22 protein-coding genes and 4 pseudogenes are annotated in these 25214 nt (G+C 59.0%); 11 read left to right on the forward strand and 15 right to left on the reverse strand.

The features are described from left to right. The first annotated feature begins 17 nt into the window (after nucleotides 1–17). The 8 genes and pseudogenes from ACP7E0_RS23680 to ACP7E0_RS23715 all read left to right on the forward strand — a co-directional run. Nucleotides 18–2108: a hydantoinase/oxoprolinase family protein gene (locus ACP7E0_RS23680; RefSeq protein ID WP_426128352.1), complete on the forward strand. Its 2091-nt coding sequence runs from the start codon at nucleotides 18–20 to the stop codon at nucleotides 2106–2108. Between the two features lie 14 nt (nucleotides 2109–2122). Next, on the forward strand, nucleotides 2123–3760 hold the full coding sequence (locus ACP7E0_RS23685; RefSeq protein ID WP_426128354.1) for a hydantoinase B/oxoprolinase family protein: 1638 nt from the start codon (nucleotides 2123–2125) through the stop codon (nucleotides 3758–3760). Between the two features lie 61 nt (nucleotides 3761–3821). Further along, complete coding sequence (locus ACP7E0_RS23690) at nucleotides 3822–5027, forward strand: pyridoxal phosphate-dependent aminotransferase (protein ID WP_426128356.1); 1206 nt, start codon at nucleotides 3822–3824, stop codon at nucleotides 5025–5027. 71 nt (nucleotides 5028–5098) lie between these two features. Beyond that, the gene (gene kdgD, locus ACP7E0_RS23695; protein WP_426128358.1) at nucleotides 5099–6007 is read left to right on the forward strand and encodes a 5-dehydro-4-deoxyglucarate dehydratase; all 909 of its coding nucleotides are present in this window, start codon (nucleotides 5099–5101) and stop codon (nucleotides 6005–6007) included. A 64-nt stretch (nucleotides 6008–6071) separates the two neighbouring features. After that, nucleotides 6072–7505 carry an aldehyde dehydrogenase family protein gene (locus tag ACP7E0_RS23700; protein ID WP_426128360.1) on the forward strand — a complete coding sequence of 478 codons (1434 nt, stop codon included), beginning with the start codon at nucleotides 6072–6074 and terminating at the stop codon, nucleotides 7503–7505. 18 nt (nucleotides 7506–7523) lie between these two features. Then, nucleotides 7524–7739: pseudogene (locus tag ACP7E0_RS23705) on the forward strand (aldehyde dehydrogenase family protein); the annotation flags it as partial. A gap of 14 nt (nucleotides 7740–7753) precedes the next feature. Then, nucleotides 7754–8458, forward strand: a pseudogene (locus ACP7E0_RS23710) (IS110 family transposase); the annotation flags it as partial. A 312-nt stretch (nucleotides 8459–8770) separates the two neighbouring features. Continuing rightward, nucleotides 8771–8968 (forward strand): annotated as a pseudogene (locus ACP7E0_RS23715) (IS630 family transposase); the annotation flags it as partial. A 166-nt stretch (nucleotides 8969–9134) separates the two neighbouring features. Here the strand turns inward: ACP7E0_RS23715 and ACP7E0_RS23720 are convergent. After that, nucleotides 9135–9656, reverse strand: a complete 522-nt coding sequence (locus tag ACP7E0_RS23720; protein ID WP_426128447.1) for a ClbS/DfsB family four-helix bundle protein — start codon at nucleotides 9654–9656, stop codon at nucleotides 9135–9137. A 226-nt stretch (nucleotides 9657–9882) separates the two neighbouring features. On the opposite strand from ACP7E0_RS23720, the gene ACP7E0_RS23725 reads away from it, so the two are divergent. Then, nucleotides 9883–10155 (forward strand): hypothetical protein, encoded by a 273-nt coding sequence (locus ACP7E0_RS23725; RefSeq protein WP_426128362.1) that lies wholly within the window; start codon nucleotides 9883–9885, stop codon nucleotides 10153–10155. Nucleotides 10156–10459: 304 nt separating this feature from the next. Here the strand turns inward: ACP7E0_RS23725 and ACP7E0_RS23730 are convergent. From ACP7E0_RS23730 to ACP7E0_RS23780, 11 genes and pseudogenes are all read right to left on the reverse strand, one after another. Next, a pseudogene (locus ACP7E0_RS23730) lies at nucleotides 10460–10744 on the reverse strand (alpha/beta fold hydrolase); the annotation flags it as partial. Beyond that, nucleotides 10729–11643, reverse strand: coding sequence for a homocysteine S-methyltransferase family protein (locus ACP7E0_RS23735; protein ID WP_426128364.1), 915 nt, complete (start codon nucleotides 11641–11643; stop codon nucleotides 10729–10731). The gene ACP7E0_RS23735 and the pseudogene ACP7E0_RS23730, both read right to left, overlap by 16 nt. Nucleotides 11644–11675: 32 nt before the next feature. Further along, on the reverse strand, nucleotides 11676–12119 hold the full coding sequence (locus ACP7E0_RS23740) for an Lrp/AsnC family transcriptional regulator (RefSeq protein ID WP_426128366.1): 444 nt from the start codon (nucleotides 12117–12119) through the stop codon (nucleotides 11676–11678). Then, complete coding sequence (locus ACP7E0_RS23745) at nucleotides 12116–12925, reverse strand: phosphotransferase (RefSeq protein WP_426128368.1); 810 nt, start codon at nucleotides 12923–12925, stop codon at nucleotides 12116–12118. Before ACP7E0_RS23745 ends, ACP7E0_RS23740 begins: the two co-directional genes overlap by 4 nt. Nucleotides 12926–12937: 12 nt before the next feature. Then, a complete protein-coding gene (locus tag ACP7E0_RS23750; RefSeq protein ID WP_426128369.1) occupies nucleotides 12938–14137 on the reverse strand; it encodes a trans-sulfuration enzyme family protein in 1200 nt (399 codons plus the stop codon). A gap of 204 nt (nucleotides 14138–14341) precedes the next feature. After that, on the reverse strand, nucleotides 14342–15031 hold the full coding sequence (locus ACP7E0_RS23755) for an ABC transporter permease (protein ID WP_426128371.1): 690 nt from the start codon (nucleotides 15029–15031) through the stop codon (nucleotides 14342–14344). Between the two features lie 9 nt (nucleotides 15032–15040). Then, a complete protein-coding gene (locus tag ACP7E0_RS23760; protein ID WP_426128373.1) occupies nucleotides 15041–15763 on the reverse strand; it encodes an ABC transporter permease in 723 nt (240 codons plus the stop codon). Between the two features lie 115 nt (nucleotides 15764–15878). Further along, nucleotides 15879–16649 carry a transporter substrate-binding domain-containing protein gene (locus ACP7E0_RS23765; protein ID WP_426128375.1) on the reverse strand — a complete coding sequence of 257 codons (771 nt, stop codon included), beginning with the start codon at nucleotides 16647–16649 and terminating at the stop codon, nucleotides 15879–15881. Nucleotides 16650–16690: 41 nt separating this feature from the next. Further along, a complete protein-coding gene (locus tag ACP7E0_RS23770; RefSeq protein ID WP_426128377.1) occupies nucleotides 16691–17470 on the reverse strand; it encodes an ABC transporter ATP-binding protein in 780 nt (259 codons plus the stop codon). A 132-nt stretch (nucleotides 17471–17602) separates the two neighbouring features. Next, complete coding sequence (locus tag ACP7E0_RS23775; RefSeq protein WP_426128379.1) at nucleotides 17603–19012, reverse strand: aldehyde dehydrogenase family protein; 1410 nt, start codon at nucleotides 19010–19012, stop codon at nucleotides 17603–17605. Further along, nucleotides 19012–20073 (reverse strand): homoserine dehydrogenase, encoded by a 1062-nt coding sequence (locus ACP7E0_RS23780; protein ID WP_426128380.1) that lies wholly within the window; start codon nucleotides 20071–20073, stop codon nucleotides 19012–19014. Before ACP7E0_RS23780 ends, ACP7E0_RS23775 begins: the two co-directional genes overlap by 1 nt. 233 nt (nucleotides 20074–20306) lie before the next feature. Here ACP7E0_RS23780 and ACP7E0_RS23785 point away from each other — a divergent pair, with 233 nt between their 5' ends. Further along, on the forward strand, nucleotides 20307–20774 hold the full coding sequence (locus ACP7E0_RS23785) for an Lrp/AsnC family transcriptional regulator (protein ID WP_426128449.1): 468 nt from the start codon (nucleotides 20307–20309) through the stop codon (nucleotides 20772–20774). 430 nt (nucleotides 20775–21204) lie between these two features. On the opposite strand, the gene ACP7E0_RS23790 is transcribed toward ACP7E0_RS23785, so the two are convergent. Genes ACP7E0_RS23790 through ACP7E0_RS23800 form a run of 3 tightly spaced genes read right to left on the reverse strand, consistent with a single transcriptional unit; the run spans nucleotide 21205 to nucleotide 24158 of the window. Next, nucleotides 21205–21960 (reverse strand): ABC transporter ATP-binding protein, encoded by a 756-nt coding sequence (locus tag ACP7E0_RS23790; RefSeq protein WP_426128382.1) that lies wholly within the window; start codon nucleotides 21958–21960, stop codon nucleotides 21205–21207. After that, nucleotides 21954–23021 carry a FecCD family ABC transporter permease gene (locus tag ACP7E0_RS23795; protein ID WP_426128384.1) on the reverse strand — a complete coding sequence of 356 codons (1068 nt, stop codon included), beginning with the start codon at nucleotides 23019–23021 and terminating at the stop codon, nucleotides 21954–21956. Before ACP7E0_RS23795 ends, ACP7E0_RS23790 begins: the two co-directional genes overlap by 7 nt. A gap of 3 nt (nucleotides 23022–23024) precedes the next feature. Then, nucleotides 23025–24158, reverse strand: a complete 1134-nt coding sequence (locus tag ACP7E0_RS23800; protein ID WP_426128385.1) for an ABC transporter substrate-binding protein — start codon at nucleotides 24156–24158, stop codon at nucleotides 23025–23027. A gap of 122 nt (nucleotides 24159–24280) precedes the next feature. Between ACP7E0_RS23800 and ACP7E0_RS23805 the strand changes: the two genes are divergently transcribed. Further along, nucleotides 24281–25087, forward strand: coding sequence for a class I SAM-dependent methyltransferase (locus ACP7E0_RS23805; RefSeq protein ID WP_426128387.1), 807 nt, complete (start codon nucleotides 24281–24283; stop codon nucleotides 25085–25087). The last annotated feature ends 127 nt before the right edge of the window (nucleotides 25088–25214 follow it).

Below are 25214 nucleotides of genomic sequence, written 5' to 3' on the forward strand. Positions count from 1 at the left end.
GGAGCATGGACGAGAAAATGATGAAAGATGGCAAGCAGATCAGGGTCGGAGTCGATATCGGTGGCACCTTCACTGACGTTGCGATGGAGGTCGGCAGCACACTCCATTCGGTGAAGGTGCTAACTGATTACTCCTATCCCGAAAACGCAATCGTCAAGGGCATCCACGAGGTGGCGGAGATCGCCGCTGTCGAGCTTTCGCAGATTGACACGATCATTCACGGGACCACGCTTGCAACCAATGCGCTGATCGAGCGGCGCGGAGCGCGCACCGCCTTCATCACCACCAAGGGCTTTCGCGACGTCATCGAGATGCGCACGGAAAGCCGCTTCGAACAGTATGACCTCGATATTGTGCTGCCGGCGCCGCTGGTGCCGCGCAACGAACGCTTCGTTATCGACGAGCGTATTGGTGCGGACGGCTCGGTGCTAAAGGCGCTTGATCTCGCCGAAGTCGACGCACTGTGCGACAGCATCATCGCCGCAGGCTACGACAGCGTCGCCATCGGCTTCATCCATTCCTATCTCAATGGTGCGCACGAAAAGGTCGTTCGCGATCGGCTGCTGGCCAAGAAAGCCGGCATTTCCGTCTCAATCTCGTCGGAAGTGTCGCCGCAGATGCGGGAATTCCAGCGCTTCAACACTGTCTGCGCCAACGCTTTCGTCAAGCCGCTGATGGCATCCTACCTCAACCGTCTCGTCGGTCGTCTCACCGAGGAAGGAACCCGTTGCCCGGTCTTCATGATCCACTCGGGCGGGGGCATTATCAGCGTCGAGAGCGCCATCGAATTTCCTGTGCGCCTGCTCGAATCCGGCCCGGCCGGTGGTGCGATCTTCGCCGCTCACATCGCCAGCAGCTACGGCCTCGATCGGGTGCTTTCTTATGATATGGGCGGCACGACTGCAAAGATCTGCTTGATCGAAAAACAGACGCCGAAGACCTCCAAGACCTTCGAAGTGGCCCGCACCTGGCGCTTCAAGAAGGGCAGCGGCATGCCGATTTCTATTCCGGTCATCGAAATGGTCGAGATCGGCGCCGGTGGCGGCTCGATCGCCACCATCGACAGCATGCGCCAGATCCGAGTCGGCCCGCATAGTGCCGGCTCCGAACCGGGACCGGCTTGCTACGGCCGCGGCGGCGCACATCCCACCGTCACCGATGCCGACCTAATCCTCGGCCGCCTCGATCCCGACGAATTCGCAGGCGGTGCGATGAAACTCGACCGCCCTGCCTCTGACAGAGCTCTGGATGCCGACATCGCCTCGAAACTCAAAACCGATGTTGCAACGGCCGCTTTCGGGCTTAGCGAAGTGGTTGATGAAAACATGAGCAATGCGGCGCGCATGCACGCGGTGGAGAACGGTAAAGAGCTTTCCGAGTTTACCATGATCGCCTTCGGCGGCGCAGCACCGATCCACGCCGCGCGTCTGTGCGAAAAGCTCGGTATGTCCGAACTGCTGATCCCGCCGGGTGCGGGTGTTGGCTCGGCCATCGGCTTCTTGCGTGCTCCCTTTGGGTTCGAGAGTGTGCGCAGCGCCTACAGCCGCATCAGCCGGTTCGATGCGGCTGTGATCAATCAAACGATCGCCGACCTCAGCGCCGAGGCCATATCCTTCGTGCGCTCCGGTTCGCCCGAGGCCGATCCGGATCTCGAATGCACGGCCTACATGCGATACGTCGGCCAGGGATGGGAAGTGCCGGTCACCATCGAAGTGCGCGATTACGCAGATGCCGACGGCGAGCTGTTCCGTAAGCTGTTCGACGAACAATACGAACATTTCTTCGGCCGCGTTATTGAAGGTCTCGATGTCGAGATCGTTAGTTGGTCGCTGCGCGCCACCTCGAAAGTCTCGCCCCCAGATAGGATTGGCAAGACCGAGAAGGTGGACGAAGCAAAAGTCCGCGGCACCCGCGAAATTTTCGATGTTCAGGAAGGCAGTTTCCAGACGGCCTCGATCGTTGCACGCGCCGACATGAAGCCGGGCGATTTCGTCGCCGGCCCCGCAGTCATTACCGAACGCGAAACCTCAACGATCATCACCGCAAGCCGAGAAGTCATCATGCAGGCCGATGGCTGCCTGCTCATACGCGTCAAGCAGAGCGCTTGAACGGAGGATTTGACATGAAAACCAGTGCACTTTCCGACGTCCACATGCAGATCATGTGGAACCGGCTGATCTCCGTTGTCGAAGAACAGGCCGTCACCCTCATCCGCACCGCCTTCTCCACCAGTGTGCGTGAATCAGGGGATCTTTCCGCCGGTGTCTTCAATCGCGGTGGCAAAATGATAGCTCAAGCGGTAACCGGCACCCCGGGTCACGTCAACGCCATGGCTGAAGCCGTCGGCCATTTCATCCGCGACATCGGCCCTGAAAATATCTTTGAGGGCGATGTTTACATCACCAACGATCCGTGGAAGGGAACCGGCCACCTGCACGACTTCACCGTCGTCTCGCCCAGCTTCCGAAATGGCGCGCTGGTCGGCTATTTCGCCTGCACGGCCCATGTGGTGGATGTCGGTGGCCGCGGTTTTGGCCCGGACGCGAATGAGGTCTATGAAGAGGGCATCTTCGTTCCGATCATGAAGTTTGCCGAACGCGGCAAGGTCAACAAGGATCTCGTCAATATCCTGCACAACAACGTGCGTGAAAGCCATCAGGTGGTCGGCGACGTCTATTCGCTGGCGGCCTGCAACGAGATCGGCCACCGCCGCCTAATGGACATGATGGAAGAGTTCGAGCTGGCCGATCTGGAAACGCTCGGCGAATTCATCTTCAAGCGCAGCTACGACGCTACGATCGAGCGCATTGCCGCCCTGCCGAAGGGTTCCTATTCCAATACGATGCGCGTCGACGGTTATGGCTCTCCGATCGATATCGCGGTACGCCTCGATGTGGCGGAAGACTACATCCTTGCCGATTTCGAGGGTACATCGCCACCGAGCCCCAAGGGCATCAATTGCCCGGTCATCTATTCGGCAGCCTATGCCTGCTATGGCATGAAATGCTCTATCGCGCCGGAGATTCCCAACAACCACGCTTCGCTGCTGCCGTTTCGCGTGACGGCCCCCAAAAACTGCATCCTCAATGCTCAGCACCCGGCGCCGGTTTCCGTTCGGCACGTGCTTGGACACCTTGTCCCCGACGCGGTGCTCGGCGCCGTGCACAAGATGCTCCCCGGAAAGGTGCCAGCGGAAGGTGCGGGTGCGCTGTGGAACCTGCATGTCAGCGTTCGCCCGCTACAGGGTGAAAAGGCTCCGGCCGATGGCGGCCAGCGTGCCGAAGTGCTGCTGTTCAACAGCGGTGGCGCCGGCGCACGCTCCACGCTCGATGGTCTCAGCGCCACGGCGTTTCCGAGCGGCGTGCATTCCATGTCGATCGAGGCGACCGAGCATGTGGGCCCGGTGATTTTCTGGCGCAAGGAACTGCGTGACGGTTCCGGTGGTGCGGGCAAGTTCCGTGGTGGTCTCGGCCAGGTCGTGGAGATCTCACCAACAGACGGTCACGAGATGCATTTTAACGCCATGTTCGACCGCGTCGATCATCCACCCCGTGGACGCGAGGGCGGAGCCAATGGCGCAGCGGGTGCCGTGTTGCTCGATGACGGGACGATCCTCGCCACCAAAGGGCGCCAGCACGTGCCCGCGGGCCGCAGATTGATCCTGCAGCTTCCGGGTGGCGGCGGATACGGTGCGCCCGACAACCGCGATCCGATAGCTGCGCAACGCGACCGGGATTTCGACTACGTGTCGAATAGCTAATCCGCTTGTGACCGGTGGAGAAATCGGCCGGTCACCACCAAAGTTTTTCGGGAATTTGGACATGAGTTTCGAAAACAAACGTGCGGCTGGTATCAAGTCGTCGCCGAGCATGGCGATCGCCATGGCAGCAAAGAAATTAGCCGCAGAAGGCCGCGACATCATTGACCTGTCGCTTGGCGAGCCGGATTTCGAGCCTCCCGCACATGTCGCGGACGCTGCTGTAGCAGCGATCCGCAAGGGTGGCGTCCGGTATGGTGCTGCGGCCGGCACGAAAAGCCTGCGCCAGGCGATCGTGGCCAAATTCAAGCGCGAAAACCAGCTCGATTACTCTGTCGACGAGGTGATGGTAGCCAATGGCGCCAAACAGATCTTGTTCGACGTGTTTCTTGCCACACTGGAGCGGGGGGACGAGGTGATCATCCCGACGCCCTGCTGGGTTTCCTATGGCGATATCGTATCGCTGCATGGCGGTGAATCGGTCTATGTGTTCTGCAGCCCAGAGGTCGGTTTCAAGATCGATCCTGCAAAGCTTGAGGCGTCGATCACACCAAGAACACGCTGGCTGATGCTAAATTCTCCGTCCAATCCCACCGGTGCCATTTATTCGCAGGAAGAATACTGTGCGTTGGGCGAGGTTCTGGCCCGCCATCCACGCGTCTTGGTGGTTTCAGACGAGATCTATGAACATGTGCTGCTGAAAGACGTGCCTTTTGTATCCTTCGCGAAGGCCTGCCCGGGGTTGCGCAACCGCACCCTCATCGTCAACGGCGTCTCCAAAGCTTATGCGATGACCGGATGGCGCGTCGGTTATGCCGCAGGCCCCGCGGCATTGATCGCAGCGCTCAGCAAGATGCAATCGCAGAGCGTCACATCGGTCTCAACCATCGCGCAGGCGGCAGCCCTTGCGGCGTTGACGGGCGACCAGGCGTTCGTCGGGGACGGGGCGGCGATATTTGCCAGCCGGGCCAACATCGTCGCCGAACGTTTGGGGCAGATCCAGGACGTGGATTTCACGCCACCGGATGGAGCCTTTTATGCATTCATTGGTATTCAGCGGCTGCTTGGCAAAAAGACCGCGGCAGGTGAGGTGCTTGCCGACGATTCAGCCTTTGCCGCCCATCTGCTGAATGGTTTCGGCCTATCGAGCGTGCCAGGTGCCGCATTCGGCGCGCCCGGCTTCATCCGCTTTTCAATAGCGGCATCTGACCGGGAACTCGACACTGCCTGCGACCGGCTGGCCGCCATGGTTCAGTCTCTAGAAGGCTGAACGGCGTCTCCCATCACTCAATCACCAACCCGGCGGCGCTCGAGTGCGCTTCCCCCCACAGGAGGTAATCCATGAAGACCGAAGACTTGAAGCATGCGTTGGGAGCTGGGCTCCTTTCGTTTCCAGTTACCCACTTTGGCGCAGATGGAAAGTTTAAGGCTGACAGCTATGGCGAACATGTCAACTGGCTGTCGGGTTTCGGAGCCGCAACGCTATTTGCCGCGGGTGGAACGGGCGAGTTCTTCTCGCTCACGCCTGATGAAATCCCCGAAATTGTTAGAGTAGCGAAAGAGGCTGCCGGCACCACTCCCATCGTTTCGGGCTGTGGATACGGCACAGAAATTGCGGTCTCTATCGCTCGGTCAGTCGAAAAGGCTGGGGCAGACGGCATCCTGCTATTGCCGCATTACCTGATCGACGCGCCACAGGAAGGGCTGTACCAGCATATCAAAGCAGTCTGCGATGCCACGGGCATGGGCGTCATGGTCTACAATCGCGATAATTCGGTGCTGCAGGCCGATACCCTGGCCCGACTCTGTGATGCGTGCCCGAACCTGGTTGGTTTCAAGGATGGAACAGGTGACATCGCGCTCGTTCGCCAGGTCACTGCAAAGATGGGCGACCGTCTGACCTACCTCGGTGGTATGCCGACTGCAGAACTATTCGCAGAGGCCTATATGGGCGCCGGCTTTACGACATATTCATCGGCAGTCTTCAATTTCGTTCCGGCTCTTGCTATCGATTTCTATAAGGCATTGCGAGCGGGCGATCGGGCTAAGTGCGAAGCCTATCTGAATGATTTCTTCTACCCGTTCATGGCAATCCGCAACCGGAGCAAGGGTTATGCGGTCTCGGCCGTCAAGGCAGGCGTTAGGCTGCAGGGCTTCGATGCTGGCCCAGTTCGTGCCCCACTTAAAGATCTTTCGGGCGAAGAAATGGGTATGATGGAAGCCCTCATTGGAAAGCATAAGCGCCAGTAACACTTTCAAGGGCCGCCTACTTTTGAGAGGCGGCCCTTTCATCGATCGAACGGAGGAGAGCCCTATGACACTTCATCACAATCTGATCGCCGGCGACTGGGTCGGCAGCAACGGTATCGAGAACATCAATCCGTCGAACACCAACGAGATCGTCGGTCTTTATGCCAGCGCCAGCGCTGACGACGCAAAGACCGCGATTGCCGCGGCAAAAGCAGCGTTTCCGGCCTGGTCGCGCTCCGGCATTCTGGAGCGTCATGCGATCCTGAAAAAGACTGCTGACGAAATCCTCGCCCGCAAGGAAGAGCTCGGCAACCTGCTTGCCCGCGAGGAAGGCAAGACGCTGCCGGAAGCGATCGGCGAAACCATCCGCGCCGCCCAGATCTTTGATTTCTTCGCAGGCGAAGCGCTGCGCCTGGCTGGCGAAGTCCTGCCGTCGGTTCGCCCGAACATCGGCGTCGAGATCACCCGCGAGCCGATCGGCGTCATCGGCATCATCACGCCGTGGAATTTCCCGATCGCCATTCCGGCCTGGAAGATTGCGCCGGCCCTCTGCTACGGCAACACCATTGTATTCAAGCCGGCCGAACTGGTGCCGGGTTGCTCGTGGGCGATCGCCGACATCCTGCACCGCGCCGGCCTGCCGAAGGGCGTGCTTAACCTCGTCATGGGCAAGGGCTCGGTCGTCGGACAAGCGATGCTCGACAGCCCGGATCTCGCAGGCATCACCTTTACCGGCTCGACCGGCACAGGCAAGCGCGTCGCTGCCGCCTCCATCGAGCATAACCGCAAGTTTCAGCTGGAAATGGGCGGCAAGAACCCGATGGTCGTGCTGGATGATGCCGACCTCACCGTTGCTGTAGAGGCGGCTGCAAACTCCGGCTTCTTCTCGACCGGCCAGCGCTGCACGGCATCGTCGCGCCTGATCGTCGCCGAAGGCATTCACGACAAGTTCGTCGTTGCGCTGACCGAAAAGCTTAAAGGCCTGGTGGTCGATGATGCGCTGAAGGCCGGCACCCATATCGGCCCCGTCGTCGATGAACGCCAGCTTGCCACCGACACGGATTACATTGCCATCGGCAAGCAGGAGGGCGCCAAGCTAGCCTTCGGCGGCGAGACGATCACCCGCGACAATCCGGGCTTCTACCTGCAGCCGACGCTGTTTACCGAAGCCACCAACCAGATGCGCATCAGCCGTGAAGAAATTTTCGGTCCGGTCGCCTCGGTCATCCGGGTCAAGGATTACGAGGAAGCGCTCAGCGTTGCCAACGACACGCCGTTCGGTCTTTCGGCCGGGATCGCCACGACCAGCCTCAAGCACGCGACGCATTTCAAGCGCAACTCGGAAGCCGGCATGGTGATGGTCAACCTGCCGACCGCCGGTGTCGATTTCCACGTGCCGTTTGGTGGCCGCAAGGCGTCCTCCTTCGGCTCGCGCGAGCAGGGCAAATATGCGGCCGAATTCTTCACCGTGGTGAAGACGGCCTACACGCTGGCATAAGTAGGACCTCCAACACGCGTGCCGAGCCTTAATCGACGAAACGTGCTTGGTCCCGTCATTAACGGGACTGCGGTCAAACGGTTGGCGGAACTGGTCGAGGATGCCGTCGCCTCCGGTGTCCAGTTGCTTGCGGGAGGCAAGGCCGACGGCCCATGTTTTGCCCCAACGGTCTTGAGTGGCGTCACGCCCGCCATGCGTGTCTATCAGGAAGAATCCTTCGGACCCTTGGCATCCGTCGTCGTTGTCCTATCGGCGGAGACACCCAGATATGCCAGGTGCCCACTCCCGATGAGGAGGATGGCAAACGGGTACACAGGGAGCGAGAGTATCTTGTGCAGGAGCGAACGCGGATCGAAAATCGCATATCTGCTCTCCTTGTCACCCAAGGTATCCGCTCGCGGCCATCACTGCGCAGCTGGGAGCGAGACATGGCGCTCCTTGAGACCGGCGACGGACGCAAGCTTCCCCAACATCTTGCATCGGAGTTGAACCGATTGCGTCGCCGCCTGGTCCTTGTCCGAGAACTGATCAGCGAGCTGGATACCGAGCGCGATGAACATCTGACTGCCACATCAGGTGACGCGATCACCACGAAGGTCACCGCTCTCAGCGAGATTTATGGCGTTGGTGACAACTTCGCCGCGGTGCTGGCGCGCGAGGTCTTTTACCGTCAATTTGGAAATCGAAAACAGTTGGCAAGTTATGTCGGCCTTGCGCCGATGCCGCATCAAAGTGGCAATGTTGATAAGGACCGACGCATCGGTCGGGCAGGCAATGCTCGAGCCCGCAAAACATTGGTCCAAGCGGCATGGCTTTGGCTGCGATATCAGCCCAAAAGCGACCTCTCTTCCTGGTTTCATAGGAGAGTTGGCGAATTGAAAGGGCGGGTCCGACGTATTGCAATCGTCGCGATGGCACGCAAACTTTTGATCGCACTCTGGCGCTATACCGAAAAGAGAAATCCCGGCTGGAGCCGTTTTCCGAGCAGCGTAGAAATCACAGCCAGTATTTGCTGGCTGTGCGAGGAGCACGACCGTCTTCCTCAATGGTCAATCGAGACCGCGTTTCAGGTGGGTCGTGCTCATTGGGGCTTTGCCTCGTGCATGAGGCATTATGGTCAGGGGTTCCACGCTGAGTCCGACCGCATGTAAGGTTACGCAGCAAAGGCTGCCGCACAGCGCCGCCCCAAACTCGCAGTGATTTTCCGGAATTGAAAGGGGAAAAGATGTGACAGGATGACGTTGACTCACGAACCCTCATGTAAGGACGAGGCGCGCATCGGCCAGAAGAACAAGATCACTCGCCGCTGGGCCAAGCGCGGATCAAGGCCATCCGCACCGCACGACCAGCGCACCCGCTCGGCCTATATCTTCGGTGCCATCTGCCCCAAACACGGCAAGGCCGCAGCTCTCGTCATGCCATGGTGCGATACCCAAGCCATGAACCAGCATCTGACAGAGATTTACGCGTTGGCGATCAAGCACCGAATGGATGAAGTTCGGCCCGGCGAAGATCATGATGACGACGATGATGTGAACACGCCGGCACCCTCGGTGGAAAAGACGAAGAAGAAAAAGCAGCATCAGCTGACAATGGCGACACCCACGCTGAGGCTTGATGCATCAGAATTTAGGATTTCTGCAACAGACTTTTCGTTTTCAGCCACTTACGCAACCGCCCGCGTGCATTGGCGTAAGGCGATGCCGTGTTTAACTGAATCATGCGGCCCATCGTCCATTTCGCATACCAAGAGCGGCTATAGAGGTCTTCGTTGCTGTGGTCCTTTATCAACGACACAATCTGGCCCTTCGCCGCCGCCAGGCGCTCAATAAGTTGGGGATAGGGAACGCTCTCATAGTCGCGATAGAACTTCTGAGCGAGGCGGCCCAACTCGTTCCACTTGAAGCCGGCTTCGGGAAAATCGACCGGCTCGCCTGCCGCGTCCCGGTTGAGCCATTTTAGCACCAGCTCGTTCCACCCGACCAGATAGGCGGCGAGATTGGCAACGCTCATCTGCGTTCCCATCGCATGTCCCTCCAAACTGCGTTCATCAACCACCGACAACGGGACGCCGCGCAGCTCAATAATTAGCCGATCGAAGTTTGAATCTATCGCTTTAAGCAATTCATCTTTGTTTGTAGGAACAGCCATGTTTTCTACCTGTGTCGCAAAAAGCCCAATCTTAGTGGGCAGGAACAATGGTCCCCTGATAAAACATCCTCCCTCCTCCGTCAGTAAGCTTCCAAATCGAACTTCGGAGAGTTGTTCTGTCAGGTGTCGCGCCATCCGAGCGCCGCACGCTGCGGTATAAAGCCAATACAGCATCCGCCCCGATCACCTTGACTGTGAATCATGAACTTCCGGCAAAGGGACGCTAATGGTTGTCGTCAGTGATGATGAAGCGCGTGGCTTCATGTTCGCCTACGACAAGCTTTTCGAGACGAAGGCCAAGAGCAAGACGGATCTCGAGAATGAAGCGGCGGGGAAGGAGACGACCATCGATCGGACGCGGCGACTGTTTTATGTGACCTGCAGCTGCGCCGAGCAAAGCCCCGCCGTTGTTTACTACACTGTGGATCCGACGCTGGCACGCGACGCGATGATACGGCAGGAGTGGTTCGAGCCCGGCGAGATAGAACTAATTGCCTAAGCGGTTCGGTCGGCTGCGACGGTTTCCGAGTTGACGCTATGACTGGTGATCCTTCCACTGCCGATGCTGCTCGCGCAGTCCAGCCTCGATTGCGGTGAGCCGGGCATTGTAACCCAGTCCGTTCGGGCTCACGACGGCGACCTCGGCGGACGCGATAAGTCCTCGAACCTGCGGGGTTTGTAGAGGTGGTCGAAGCTCCTGTTCGGCCCCGGCCAAGACGACACGAGCGTTGGTGAGCTCGGCTTTTCGCCGAGATCGCTTTCACTTCGGATTTCTCCACTGTCGCCTTAACCTTGTTCGAGTGTCACTGCGACAGAAATGCGTTGATTAGCTCAGCTGCCTTTTCGGGCTGTTCCCAGAACATATTATGACCAGCCCCTGGGAAGATTTCAAACCGAGATCTAGGAAACGCCGCCTTTAGCTTCTCTTGCTGGGAGGCGTCCATCAACTGGTCTTGATCCCCCCAGAAGATCATCATAGGCGCTTTGATTAATGACGAAATCTTTCCGAGATCAGAAGTGCCCGAACCCCAAAGGACGCCCTTCCAAACATGGATGGGAACAGCAGCGCTCTCTACACGCTCGGGCTCTTAAGGGCGCCAGTCACGCGGTGAATGTGTTCAGCTCCGATGCCGCAACAGCCGCCCACGAGTGTTGCGCCGGCCGCCACCCAATCACAGGCAAAGCGGGAATAGCTGTCCCCTGTCAGATCGTCACGCGTAACATGCAGTGACTTATTGGCGCCGCCGTCTGTTTCCTCGTCAAATGCGTTGGCATAGACACCGATTTCGATTTCGGCGCCGCAATCGCGAAACACGCTTGAGGTGGTTGCCACCGCCTTCGCCATCACTTCGGGCCGGCTGCAGTTGAAAAGGAGAGCCTGAAGTCCCCTGGACGCTGCCCAGGTTGCGGCGCTGGTTACAGTTTCGCCTGATCGCAGTCTCGGCTCCTCGCTTGCAATCGCTTCCGGAGCGTCGGCGAGGGTGAAGGAGACCCAGAGCGGCTTGCCAGACCCCGCAGTCGCAGTGCAAACCGCTTCCCCTTCGGCAATCAGGCTTAACGTCTCGCCCAACCAGACATCGACATGGGGTGCCAGTGCCTTGACGAAAACACCGAGATAATCCTGTACACGTGCGGGTTCAAAGAGTGCTGGTTCGTAGGATCCGAAAATTGGCGGCAATGAACCGGCAACAAGGACCTTGCGATCGGTCTGCGCGTCCGCGGCCTCGCGGGCCAGCCTACCAGATAGGCTAATCAGGGAAGTCCCTTGGGTGCGGAAGCGTTCTTCTCCGATATGGAATGGAACGAGAGCATAACTGTTCGTCGTAACGACATCCGCGCCAGCCTCGATGAACTCGCGGTGGACCTGCCGCACGATATCGGGCGTGTCGATCAGCGCCAGCGCCGACCATTCCGGTTGCCGTAATTGCGCGCCGAGACGAAGCAGTTCTCGGCTCATGCCGCCATCAAGAATGCATAGTCTACTCATGTTGCTGATGATCTCCAATCGAGCTGAAAATATTAGCGGCGAATAACCGATGACAAGGCAAAGGAGGTGTGGGTGTCCCGCACGCCGGGAAGCGAGGAAATCTCCTGCCAGACCAGCCTGATCCGGTCGGGCTCCGCCGCTTCGACCCGCAGGACGAGATCGAATTCGCCGCTCATGACATCGCAGGACACCACCTCGCAAATGCGCCGCAATGCGCTGATTACGTCGCCGCCGCGCATCCGGTCGTGCCGGTAAACGAAAATCATTGCCGCGATCGCCGACTGAGCCGGCCGTCCTTCACCCGCGACGATAGTGTAGCCGTGGATGAGCCCATCGCGCTCCAGGCGCTCGATCCGCTGGCGCACGGCGTTTCGCGAAAGGTTGATCTTCTCCGCAAGTTCCGCATGTGGTATGCGCGCGTTTCGCGTCAACTCGGCGAGAATGCGTTCGTCGGCGCGATCGAGTATTCTCTTCATGTGCGAACCATAGTTGTGAGACGAGCGAAAAGGCGGGCGGCCGATGTATAGCAGCGGGAGCTGAAGGCCAGAAACTGTTCGCCGGCAGTGGAACCGGCCATCAGCCGGGCGGCGGACGACACCACAAGAACAGGGAGCGCATCCCATTCCTTCTCCTCCAGAGAGCGAACCGAGGTGTAACCGGCGACAATCGCCTGCGCGCAATCTTCATCGAGGGAGCCGTCTGGATACATTGTCCAAGCCACGAGCACGTCTGCCAATTCCGCAACCAGCACTTCGTCATGACGCAGCCTGAAATTGATGATCCCGCTGACGACGTCACTGACGAAAAAGACATTATCGAGTGACAGCGCTCCGTGAATGGGACCTCTCGGGAGAGACAACGCGGGTTGATTGCGCGACGGCATCAAAGCCTGATGCATGCGGGCGATGGTGCTGCCGAGGTCGGTGCATTTCGCAATATTCGGTTGCCGCGGCGGCGAACCCGCGACAAAGCTCACCGCTGCCACCAGCTTTCCGGATACTTGAATTGTCGCTGCGCCATTTTTTTGGGCGCGTAATGTCGTCGGGCAGGGGATGCCAGCCATCGAAAGGGTTTCCATCGTCTGGAAGGCGCGCTCCAGATCGAAAGGTTCGGCTCCGCTTTCGAACAGGGTGATTATGAACTCGCCGTGGCGCGAGCGGAACAGGTAGGTCGTTTCCGTGTCTCCGTCCGCAATGCCGATGACGGAGATGAGAGGAAGCAGACCGAACGCCGCCGCTATCTCGTCACGGTCATTGTCGGACAGGTCGGTGAACACAGCCATCGGCAGACCCTTTCAAGAGCGTAGTGCCTGATCCAAATCCTCGATGAGGTCATCAACAGCCTCGAGACCCACTGAAAAACGGAAAACACCATCGCCGGCAAAAGTGCGATAGTCCTCGAGTTGCGCGCCTTGTAGCCCGTAGGTTGATGTCATCATCTGGCTTGTATCGAGAAGGACGACAATGCTGCGCTGGTGGCCGAGCGAGAAAGCATAGTGAGCCACCTTTAGTCTGTTGGCGAGCCGGAGGGCCATGGACTGCGGGGATTCCGTCTGAAAAGTGATCATGCCACCGAAAACGTCCATTTGGTGCTTCGCCAGATCGTGCTGCGGATGCGAATCCAGTCCTGGGTAAACCACCGAGGTGATTGCCGGATGCCCCGAGAGGAACTGGGCGAGGCGCATCGCCGTTTCGGAGATTGCCCGGATCCGCGGAAAGAGCGTGTCGATGCCACGCATGATAAGCCAGGCATTCTGCGCGGACAGGGAGGCGCCGAGATAAACTCCGGCGCGCGAGCGAATTTTCGCGACCAGTTCCTGGCGGCCGCACACCGCGCCACCCAGCGCATCACCGTGGCCGTTGATGAATTTCGTCAGCGAATGGATGACGAGATCGACGCCGAGCGCGAGTGGCCGCGTCGCAACCGGCGTCGCCAGCGTCGAATCGACCGAGACAAGCGCGCCATGCTCGTGTGCAAGCGCTGCCACCGCTGAGAGATCAGTCAATCGCAGGATCGGATTGCATGGGCTTTCGCAGTGTACAAGTCGGGTGTTGGGCCGGAAGGCAGCGGCGATCTCGCTAAGCCGTGACATGTTCACGGCCGTCACTTCGATGCCGTAGTCAGGCAGGATGCGGCGTGCGAGCTCGTTGGCGCCCGCATAGCAGACGTCGCTCACGATGAGATGGTCGCCCTTCTTTAGAAAGGTCAGGAAGGTTGCGGCGATCGCAGCGACGCCGGTTGCTGTCGCCAGCGCGTCGTCGGCGCTCTCAAGCGCTGCCAATCGCTGCTCGAGCTGCCGCACGGTGGGGTTGGTCCAGCGGGCATAAAGAAACGGCAGAGCCGTGAGATCAGATACGCCATCGGCAGAGAAGGCGCCGTCGCCAGGAACGAGCAGGTTGTTGACCGACATGGAGATGTTGGGTGCAATCGCCTTAGTGGTCGGATCGATGCGGAGGCCGCCTGCGAGCGCCAGCGTTTCCGGGCGCAACATCATGTTGCTTTCGACGAGGGGAGCATGCGAAATTGGACCGACTGGTCCGGGGACTGCTGGCGACGCGTTCGAAGACATTGGAAACCTTTCAGTTTTTTTCTGTTTGCGCAGACTGGAGACACCGTTCGAGACGAAACACCGCCCATTGCCTGGAAAATCGCCGAAAATCCCCGGACCCGGCGACCGCAGCGGTGAACATGCGCAGCTTTAGCGGCGCACCGGAACCTGTGCCTCGACGATCTTGAAGGCACGGGTCAGAAGCAGGGTCAGGAAGACGTAGAACACGGTGACGACCATCAGCGGCTCGTAGACCAGCAGCGTGTCCTGCCTCACCTTGTAAGCGACGGCGTAGAGGTCCATGACTGTCACCGTGAAGGCGAGCGGCGTTGCCTTCAACTGCAGCACAACTTCGCCCGCGATTGTCGGCAATGCGATGCGGATCGCACGCGGCAACCAGATCCGTTTCAGTAATAGCCAGTTCGACATTCCCACGGATCGTCCTGCTTCGAGTTCACCCTTCGGAACGGCGAGAAGCGCGCCACGCAACACTTCAGCTTCATAGGCGGCATAGTTCAGTGTGAAACTCAGCGCCGCGAAAAAGAACCCTTCACGCAGCACCGGCCACAGGAAACTGCCGCGCAATCCGGGGATCAAAGGCAGCAATGAACCAACGCCATAGTAGAGAAGCCAGAGCTGGATAAGCAGCGGTGTTCCCCGCAGGCAGGTGCAGTAACCACGCGCTAGCCATCGGACGCCGCGCGGACCGCTGATCTGCGCCAAAGCGAGGCCGATGGCGAGAATGAAGCCGAAACCGACAGAGATGGCGAGAAGTAGGACGGTCTGCACTGCGCCGGCGGCCAGAAGGGGCCAATAAGTTGTGATCCATGAAAAATTCATCGGTGTGTCCTATGCGATCTTCGGCTGGCCGCGCCGGAAATACGTTTCCAACGATCCGAAGATCACGTTCGAAAGAAGCGTGATGACCAGATAGAGAACGGCCGCAGCGAGAAAGAACAGGAAATAGTGCTTGGTATTTCCCGCAGCGAGACGGGTCGCTAGCGCGAGTTCCTGGTACCCGACGACGGCAATCAAGGCGCTGTCCTTCGTGACTGACATCCAGAGATTGGCGAGGCCTGGCAGGGCGTTGGGCATGAGCGCCGGCAGGATGACGCGCCGGAACCGCAGCCACGGGCGCATGCCAAATGCCTTGGCTGCTTCGACTTGGCCGGTCGGGATCGCGAGGATCGCGCCGCGCAGCACTTCCGTCATATAGGCGCCCTGAACGATGCCAAGGACGGCCACTGCCGCGAAGAAGCCGTTGATTTCGATGGGCTGCAAGCCCGCTGCCAGCAGCATCCGGTTGATGCCGTCGGTTCCGGCGTAGAAAAGCCCGACGATCAGGATCAGCTCGGGTATCGCGCGGACTGCGGTGGTGTAGAGATCGAGAAGGAGCAGGACCGGTCGTCCGCCACTAAGTTTTCCGAGTGCGCCTGCGAGCCCGATCAGCATGCCGATGAGATAGGCGCCGAGCGAAATCGTAACGGTCGAAAGGGCGCCAGCGAGAAGAACGCCTCCCCATCCTGGCGGATAGGGAGAGAGCAACTCCAGCAGCGACTGGGTGGATGTCATGGGCGGTACACCTTCATAAAACACCCGCAGGAGGCGCGATTGCGATGCCGGCGGAATCCGTCCGTCCAAGGACAGGCGCGAAATTGAACACGCACGCCGCGGGTCAAACGGCTGACTACTTGCCGTAGGGGTCGAAATCGAAATATTTCCTGGAAAGATCGGCATACTTGCCGTTAGCCCGCAGAGCTGTGATGGCGGCATTCAGCTTGTCGCGCAGGGCGGCATCGTCCTTGCGCAATCCGCCGCCAATGCCTGAACCGAGGATCGCCTGATCGTCTGCTACATTGCCCATATCGGCGCAGCAATCCTTGCCAAAATCCGTTTTCAGGAACTCCATCAGCGGGATGGCATCGCCAAACACATAGTCGATCCGCCCTGCCGCGAGGTCCTGAAACGCCTCGTCCAGTGTCGTGTAGGTCTTCTCGGACGCCTTTTCGGCAAAATGCGTCTTGTAGTATTCGGACTGAATGGTCGACACCTGAATGCCGATCGTCTTGCCTGCGACATCATCCGGGGAAACGCCGGCCTGATCACCTTTGGCGCCGATCATCTTGCTCGGCGTGTTGTAGTATTTCTCGGTGAAATCGATTGTTTTCTTGCGTTCCTCGGTGATGGACATCGACGACCAGATGACGTCGAACTTCTTCGTCTGGAGCCCCGGAATGAGGCCGTCCCAGGACATATCGACAATCGAGCATGTCTCCTTCATTTCGGCGCAGACGGCATCCATCAGGTCGACTTCCCAGCCGATCCACTTGCCGGAGGCGTCCTTCGTAAAGAAGGGCATATAGGCTTCGTTCATGATACCGAAGCGGACCTCGGCGGTAGCGACCGTGCCCGAAAGGATGAGGGCGGCGCCCGCAAGCAACGTGGAAAGCAGTTTCATTCGATTCCCCTTTTTTGATTTCCGGATAAAGATGCGTGAGGTCACACGGGCAATGTGTTTGTGAATTGGCGGCAACGCGCGCTGGTCGGTGTGCCGAAAATCTGGGCTGGCGGCCCTTCCTCCTCGACACGGCCCTGGTGGAGAAACATCACGTGGCTGGAGACGTCGCGGGCGAATTTCATCTCATGGGTGACCAGCAGCATCGTGCGCCCTTCCTCCGCCAGTTCACGGATGACTTTCAACACTTCGCCGACAAGCTCCGGGTCGAGGGCGGAGGTGGGCTCGTCGAAAAGCATGACCGCCGGATCGACGCAAAGAGCACGGGCAATGGAGGCACGCTGTTGCTGGCCGCCGGACAGGAAGGCGGGGTAGGCACTGCGTTTGTCATGGAGCCCGACTTTTGACAAAAGGCTTTCGGCGCGGTCGATCGCTTCCTTGCGGTTCATTCCCAGAACATGAACAGGCGCCTCGATCACGTTTTCGAGGACAGTCATATGAGGCCAGAGGTTGAAGCTCTGGAAGACCATGCCCAGACCGGTCCTCAGCCGTTCGATCTGCCGCCAGTTGGCAGGATGCACGCGCCCGCCGGCACCCGTCTTCATCAACACTTCCTCACCATTAATGACGAACCGCCCGCGATCGGGGATTTCAAGAAAGTTGATACAGCGGAGAAACGTGCTTTTTCCGGAACCGGACGATCCGATGATGGAAATGACGTCTCCCTTGCGGGCAGAAAGAGAGATTCCTTTCAGCACTTCATGGATGCCATAACTCTTGTGAACATCGTCCACGAGCAAGGCCGGAGCTGCCTTCTGCGTCATTCCTCTAATTCCCCAAGTGTTTTTGATATTTGGTTTGATCATAGGGCTTTGGCCTGCGGAGATTCCGCACAATCACGTCTTTATTCGCAGTGTTTTCGCAAAATTGGCCGGAATTTGTGAATAATGCGCATGTCAGGACTGGTTGATGCAGATCACCTTCGGCTGTGTCATATCCTCGTAGGCGAAACGGACGCCCTCACGACCTATGCTGCCATATTTGAAACCACCGAACGGCATGGCGTCAAACCGGTAGTCGGAGGAGTCGTTGATCATCACGCCACCGGCATCGATACGTTCAGCCGCATGCATCGCATGCCCAATATTACTGGTGAAAATGCCCGCATGCAGGCTGTATTCAGGCTCGTTAGCTATACCGATTGCATCCGAAAGCTCTGCGAAGGGCTGCAACATGACCAATGGTGCAAAGACTTCATCCGTCCATGCACTGCAAGTTTGCGGCACGCTCTCCAGCACCGTCGGCGGAAAGAGAGTTCCTTTCCGGTTGTTGCCGCATAGAAGCGTCGCGCCGGCTTCGATCGCCTCGCTCGTCATCGCTTCCGCTCGCGCCGCCGCGGCTTCCGATATCATCGGCCCCACATCCGTATCTTCATGCTCGGGATTGCCTGTCCGGAGTTTCTGCGTTCCCGCGACGAATGCTTCGCGGAAGCGTTCATAGATCGGTGCCTGAACCAGGATGCGTTGCGTGCCGATACAGTTCTGGCCAGCCGCCCAGAACGCGCCGGAGATGCAAGCCGCGACGGCCTGTTCGAAGTCGCAGTCCGACAAAACGATAACCGGTGCATTTCCACCGAGATCCATAGCTAGCTTCTTGAGGCCCGCGGTCCGTGCGATTGCCTCGCCGGTCGCAAACCCACCGGTGAAGGAGACCATGCGGATGTCACGTTCACAAATGATTGCCTTGCCGAGATCGGCACCACCGATCGCAATCGTGATGATCTCCTCCGGCAAGCCGGCCTCGACGAGCGTGTCGACCAAGCGGAGTGCCGAAAGCGGCGTCAGCTCGGAGGGTTTCAGCAGGACGGCGTTGCCGCCGGCGAGCGCGGGACCGAGTTTATGGGCCACGAGATTTAGCGGGTCGTTGTAGGGCGTGATTGCCGCAATGATGCCAAGCGCTTCGCGCGTGAACCAGCCTCGTCGCGTTTCAGATCCCGCATAGGCATCGAAGGGAATGACCTCGCCGGCATTTCGTTTCGCCTCTTCGGCCGAGAGTTTCAGCGTATTGACACAGCGGGCCGTCTCCTTGCGAGCCTGGACGATTGTCTTTCCAGCTTCTCGGACGATCAGGCGGGCGAACTCCTCGCTACGGCTTTCAATCAATTGCGCCGTCTTTTCAAGAATCGCCGCGCGCTGGTGCCTCGGCAAACGGCGTGACGCGGCGGCGCCAATCCTGGCGCGCTGCATCAGCACGCCGATGCGATCGGCTCCTGTGCTCTTGACCTCCCCAACGATCGTCCCGTCATAGGGATTGCGCACCGCGACCGGTTGGCTCACGCTGGCAATGTGAAGCATTGCGGCGGTCATTACGCGGCTTCCTTCTTGACGGTGGTCGACCGCGCCTGATGAATGGCGATGATATCCGACAGAAGCGCATAGGCGGTTTCGATCCGTCCGGCCCCCGGCCCGGTAACCGTCACGGCCCCCAGCATCTCCGTCTTGAACGAGACGGCATTCATTGCCCCGCCGACCCCGGCGAGCGGGTGATCGACCGGCAGGCGCCGCGGGCTGACGCTCGCTTCGATGCGGCCTTCGTCTGTGAGGGATGCGTCGCCGATCAGCTTCCAGCGATAGCCTTCGCGCGCTGCCGTTTCGATGTCGGCTAGCGTCAGACCGGAGATGCCCTGGCACGAAACATCCTGGGGCTTCAGCTTGCCGCCGAGCAACTCGTTGGCGAGAATGACGACCTTCAGCCTGACATCGTGGCCTTCGACATCGGCGGTTGGATCCGCTTCCGCATAGCCGAGTTGCTGGGCTTCCTCGACGGCGTCCGAGAAGCCAAGCCCCTTTTCCATGCGGCCGAGGACGAAGTTCGAGGTGCCATTGAGAATACCCTCGAAGCCGCGCACCCCGGCGCCTGCAAGGGTTTTCTGCGCCATGCGAAGAACGGGTGTGCCGCTCATGACAGCACCTTCATATTCGAACATGACGTGATTGCGCGCGGCGAGCGTCTTCAGTTCCGCGGCGGCGAGCGCCACCGGCCCTTTGTTGGTGGTGACGACGTGCTTGCCGCTCTCCAGCGCCCAGCGGCAATGGGAAACGGCAGGCTCTCCATCCAGCGGATTGGTAAAGGTCGCTTCGGCGATGATATCGGCGGGGGCTCGCCTGATCACCTTTTCATTGTCGGCCTCGGCGCTGCCGCCGGACAGTTGCGCGAAACCACCTTTGGCGAATTTGGTTTCCACCAGCATCCGGGCATCGATGCCGTTCGGGGATATGACCGAGCCGAGATGAAGGTCGCTGACCGCGACGATGTTTAGGCGGAACCCCAACTGTACGTTCCAGTTGTCATTGTTTTCGGCGACAAGCCCGGCCAAAGCGCGATTGACGCCGCCAAAACCGACAAGTGCGATGTTGTACTGTGTCATGCCATTCCCCCTTGATGAACGATACGGGAATGGTGGACGAGGGGCACGAAGCGGTGAAGATCGCAGGGCGACCAAAAAAATGGTCAGTCCGACCTGATTTGGCCGATACGCCCAAAATCGGGCCGATTTGTCCGACTGATGCGCGTAAAAAATGCAAAGCCCGTATTGTCCGGATATTGGCGGCCCCATCCATATATATAGGATGCAGGAAAACATCAGGGATCAAACAGCATATGTCGGAGCCATTGGATCAATTCGACCGCAGCATTCTCGAGATCGTGCAGCGCGATTGCCAGCACAAGGCAGAGGCACTCGCTGAAAAGGTCGGGCTTTCAGCCTCTTCAGTTCAACGGCGGCTGAAGCGGATGCGTGAGAGCGGTGTGATTTTGGCGGAGATCGCGATTGTGGATCGTAAGATTGCCGGCACCCCTATGACCTTCATTGCCGGCATGGAAATCGAGCGCGAAAACTATGACGCGCTATCACGGTTTCGAGTTTGGGCGGACAAACAGGACCATATCCAGCAGATTTACTATGTCACGGGCTCCGTTGACCTCGTTGCGATCATCACAGCCGAGGATGTTGACCAGTATGACGACATCACGGCAGGCATCATGTCCCAGAACCCTCAGATCAAGAGAATTCACACGAATGTCGTCCTGAAGGATATCAAGCGAGGAATGTTCGTGCCCATAAAATAGGGCGAAAAACGCCGGGGTATACGGAATGCGTGGCGGAGATTGAGGGTCTACGTCTCCCGGCCCGATGTGGGCCAATCCGACTATTTCGGCGCTTGCGGAATCGAGCTGGTGTCGCGTTGCTCCTCTCGACACCAGCTCCTTGCGGTATATCTGGGAGAGCGTTGGGAAACTATGACGAACTCGATTTCAGCGCATTCTGTATTGTCACGAACGATGCAGGGCGAAGATATGCCTCAGGTCGCATCGTGTGCGATGAAGGAGCGGTGAGGACGCCGGTGAACCAAACCTTGAGCGTACTTTCGAGAGCGGACACAAAGATTGTCGAGGATTAATCTCAGGAAATAGCGTCGATGTGGGATGGGCGATCTCGAAAAACGATGTATCGGTATTCTCCGGATCCAATTGTCAGGCCCAGCAGTGAGGCAAATAGTCAGAGGATGGAGTGATCGACGATGACGACGGGCTTGCCGAGCGAACACATCTCGACCCGGGCTTCGACCCTGTAGATATCGCGCAGCATCGAACCGGTGATGACATCGCCAGTCGGGCCGCTGGCCACCATCGCGCCCTTGGCGATGACGACAGTATTGTCGCAATAGCGCAGCGCATGATTGAGATCGTGCAAAGCAATCAACACCGACATGCCGGACTTTGCCGCCAGGGACCGCATGAAGCCCAGCACTTCGATCTGGCGAAACAGGTCGAGCGCCGAGGTTGGTTCGTCCATCAAAAGGATTTCCGGCTTACGGATCAGTGCCTGGGCAATCGACACCAACTGGCGCTGGCCGCCGGACAGCTCGCCGAGCCCGCGAAAGGCAAGGTCGTCGATCCGCAGGGCCTGCAGGATGCGATCAATCTCCAGAAGTTCGCTGTCGCGCACCTTCCAGCTCGAGCCCTGCTTGCTGGCAAGCAGCACGGATTCGTAGACCGTCAGGACGGCATTGGCGCCGGTGTCCTGCGGCATGTAGCAGATTGTTTCCGGCCCCTTCTGCGTATCGGATAGGACAACAGTTCCTGGCCCCGAGACGAGGCCGGCGATGCGCTTGAACAAGGTGGATTTGCCGGCTGCATTCGGACCGATGACGGCAGTCATGACGCCGCCGTTGAGGACATCCGTATCGACATCCGACAGCACAACGTGCTTACCGTATTTGGCGCCGACGCCTTTGAGTGCCAGACCTACCATGCCCGCCTCCGATTGGTGAAGATCAGGATGAAGAAGAAAGGTACGCCGACCAGCGCGGTAATAACCCCGATCGGCAGGATGGCGCCTGGAATGAGCGTTTTCGACACGACTGACGTGGTCGATAAAAGCAGCGCGCCGCACAGCACAGACGCGGGCAGGAAGAACCGCTGATCCTCGCCCACCAGCATGCGGGCGATATGCGGGCCGACCAGGCCGACGAAACCGATGGTACCGACGAAGGAGACCGGGATGGCCGCAAGTAGGCTGACCGTCATCATCGTCTGCAGCCGCAGCCCGCGCACATTGATGCCAAGGCTTGCAGCTTTGTCTTCACCCAGCCGCAACGCCGTCAGCGCCCAGGCCTGCCGTGCAAACAGCGGAAGGGCAAACACCAGCACCGCGCCGGTGATCCAGACCTTTGGCCAGGTCGCCTTGGTGAGGCTGCCCATCGTCCAGAAGACCACGGCAGCCAGCGCCTGTTCGGAGGCCAGATATTCGAGGAGCGACAACAGCGCATTGAAGGTGAAGACCAATGCGATGCCGAGCAGCACGATGGTTTCGACCGTGACGCCACGCATGGTAGAGGCGAAGTGGATGAACAAAGCCGCTGCCATCGCCATCAGGAAGGCATTGATCGGGATCATGAACTGCACAGCGGCCGGAAACAGCGCCACGCCGCCGACAAGGCCGAGCGCTGCGCCAAATCCGGCGGCGGCGGAAATCCCCAGCGTAAAGGGGCTCGCCAGCGGATTGGCGAGAATGGTCTGCATCTGCGCCCCGGCGACCGACAGCGATGCGCCGACGGTCACGGCCATCAGCGCGATCGGCATGCGGATATCCCAGATGACGACGCGCAGCTGGTCGCTAACGGAGTCAGCATGGAACAGGGAGGTCAGCACCTCTTTCAAGCTGTAATTGGCCGGCCCCAGCGCCATGTCGATGGAGACGCTGAGGAGTAGGGCGGCAACCATGCCGCAGATCAGCACGATCCGGCGAAAAGCCAGGGCGCGGTACTGGGCGCGCCCTGTTGTCGTTTCGGGCTGTTCTGCGGCAATGGCCATCAGTTATTCGCCTTTCAGCGAGACGAAGTAGCCGGGCTTGTAGTCCAGCGGCAGGAAGCGCGCATGCAGTTCCTTAAACGTGGCTTCCGGATCGAGATCCTTGAACAGCTCCGGATGCAGCCATTTCGCAATCTCCTGGATCGCCACGAACTGATACGGGTTGTTGTAGAACTGATGCCAGATGGCGTGGACATTGCCGTCCTTGACCGCCTTGACACCGGTGAATGCCGGACGCTTCGTCAGGTTCTCAAGTTTGCGATGCGCTTCGGTGAGATCGGCACCGTAGCCGACGCCGACCCAGTTGCCACCAGGAACATAACCCTGCCAGTTGCCGCCGGTGATGATGATCTGGTCGGGATTGGAGGCGATGATCTGTTCCGGGTTGACCGCACCGAACGTGCCCGGAATGATGTCCTTGGCCATATTGATGCCGCCGGCGATTTCGACCATCTTGCCGAAATTCTCGTTGCCGAACGACATGCAGCAATCATCGGAATAACCGCCAGCGCGCTCGACGAAAACGACGGGACGGACTGCGTCGACCGTAGCAAGCACGTCGGTGACCTTGGCGATGCTGTCGGCGCGGAACTTGATGAAGTCCTCGGCCTTGATTTCCTCGCCGAGCAGCTTGCCCATGATCCGCATGCTGGCCTCTGTGTTCTCCATCGGCTTTTCGCGGAAGTCAATATAGACAAGCGGGATGCCGACCTTGCCGAGCTTCTCGATATAGCCGGCCTCTTCGGTCGAGGTCTTCGCATCAAGGTTCATGATGACGACATCGGGCTTCAGCGAAATGGCCTGTTCTATATCGAACGTGCCATCCTTCATGCCGCCGAAGGTCGGCAGCTTTGCCACCTCCGGGTATTTGGCGAGATAGGCGGCATAGGTTTCGGGGTCGGCCTTTGACAGGTCGTCCCGCCAGCCAACGATACGCTTGAAAGGTGCATCCCGGTCCAGTGCCGCGACGAAATAGATCTGCCGGCCCTCGCCGAGAATGACATTCTCGACCGGGACGCTGACCTCGACGTTGCGGCCGGTTATATCCTTGATGATAACCTTCTCACCGGCCAGCACTGTACTGGAAAAAAGCGCGCAGAGACCCACGGCGACCAGGGCCGCCTTGCCGAACATACCCATCGTTTTTCAACTCCATCGGGGAACTAGGCGTTTCGTAAATTTCATGATCTTGACAGTCAAGTTTTATCTTTTAGAAATGTTCCAGAAACCGATGGCCCCACTTCAATCCAAGGCAGCCAGCTATGACCGACATGCCCCGTCTCTCGAACTATGACCTGCGCGACGAGATCAAAGCCTATTGGTCGATACGCGCGGCAACTTTCGACCAATCGCCGGGCCACGAGGTTTTCTCCGAGGAGGAACGCGCTGCCTGGCATCGGCTATTCGTCAAGCATCTTGGCAAGGGCAACGGACGTTCGGCACTGGATCTGGCCAGCGGCACCGGCGTCGTCTCGCATCTAATGGACGACCTCGGCTTCAAGGTAACCGGGCTCGACTGGGCCGAACCGATGCTGGAGCGCGCCCGCGACAAGGCGAAAATCCGTACCCGCAACATCACCTTCCGCATCGGCGACGCGGAGAACACCATGGAGCCGGACGATCACTATGACGTGGTCATCAACCGGCATCTGGTCTGGACGCTGGTCGATCCGGCGAACGCTTTTGCCGAATGGGTGCGGGTGCTGAAACCCGGTGGTACGCTGCTGGTGATCGACGGCGATTTCGTCAACACGACAATGGTCGAGCGCGCGCTGATGAAAATCGCCGGCTGGGGCCAGCGCTGCGGGCTCTTGAAGAGCGATCCGCTACATGCTCCGCCCGGCATGATGGAAAACCACCGCAGCATCATTTCGAGGGTGTATTTTTCGCAAGGCGCGCGTGCCGAAACCGTCGCCGCATTATTGGCTGCGGCCGGGTTCGAAAACATCGTCATCGATACCGATCTTGGCGAAATCCACCGCACCCAGGCCAAGCACTGGAATATCCTGAAAGGGTTGGCCCGTGCGACGCAGCATCGCTATGCCATCCGAGCGATCAAGCCCGGATAGGCCTTTAATTTCACAGTATGACTACGAACTCCCCGAATTGAAGAGCTTTAACCGGTAACAATCACAGCGGATGGGGTGCGCATCCGCACCTATTCGTCTGGCGCGGGTATGGTTAGTGGGAAGGCTC

It is taken from the genome of Pararhizobium sp. PWRC1-1 (assembly GCF_049897905.1).
Classification (GTDB): Bacteria; Pseudomonadota; Alphaproteobacteria; order Rhizobiales; family Rhizobiaceae; genus Pararhizobium.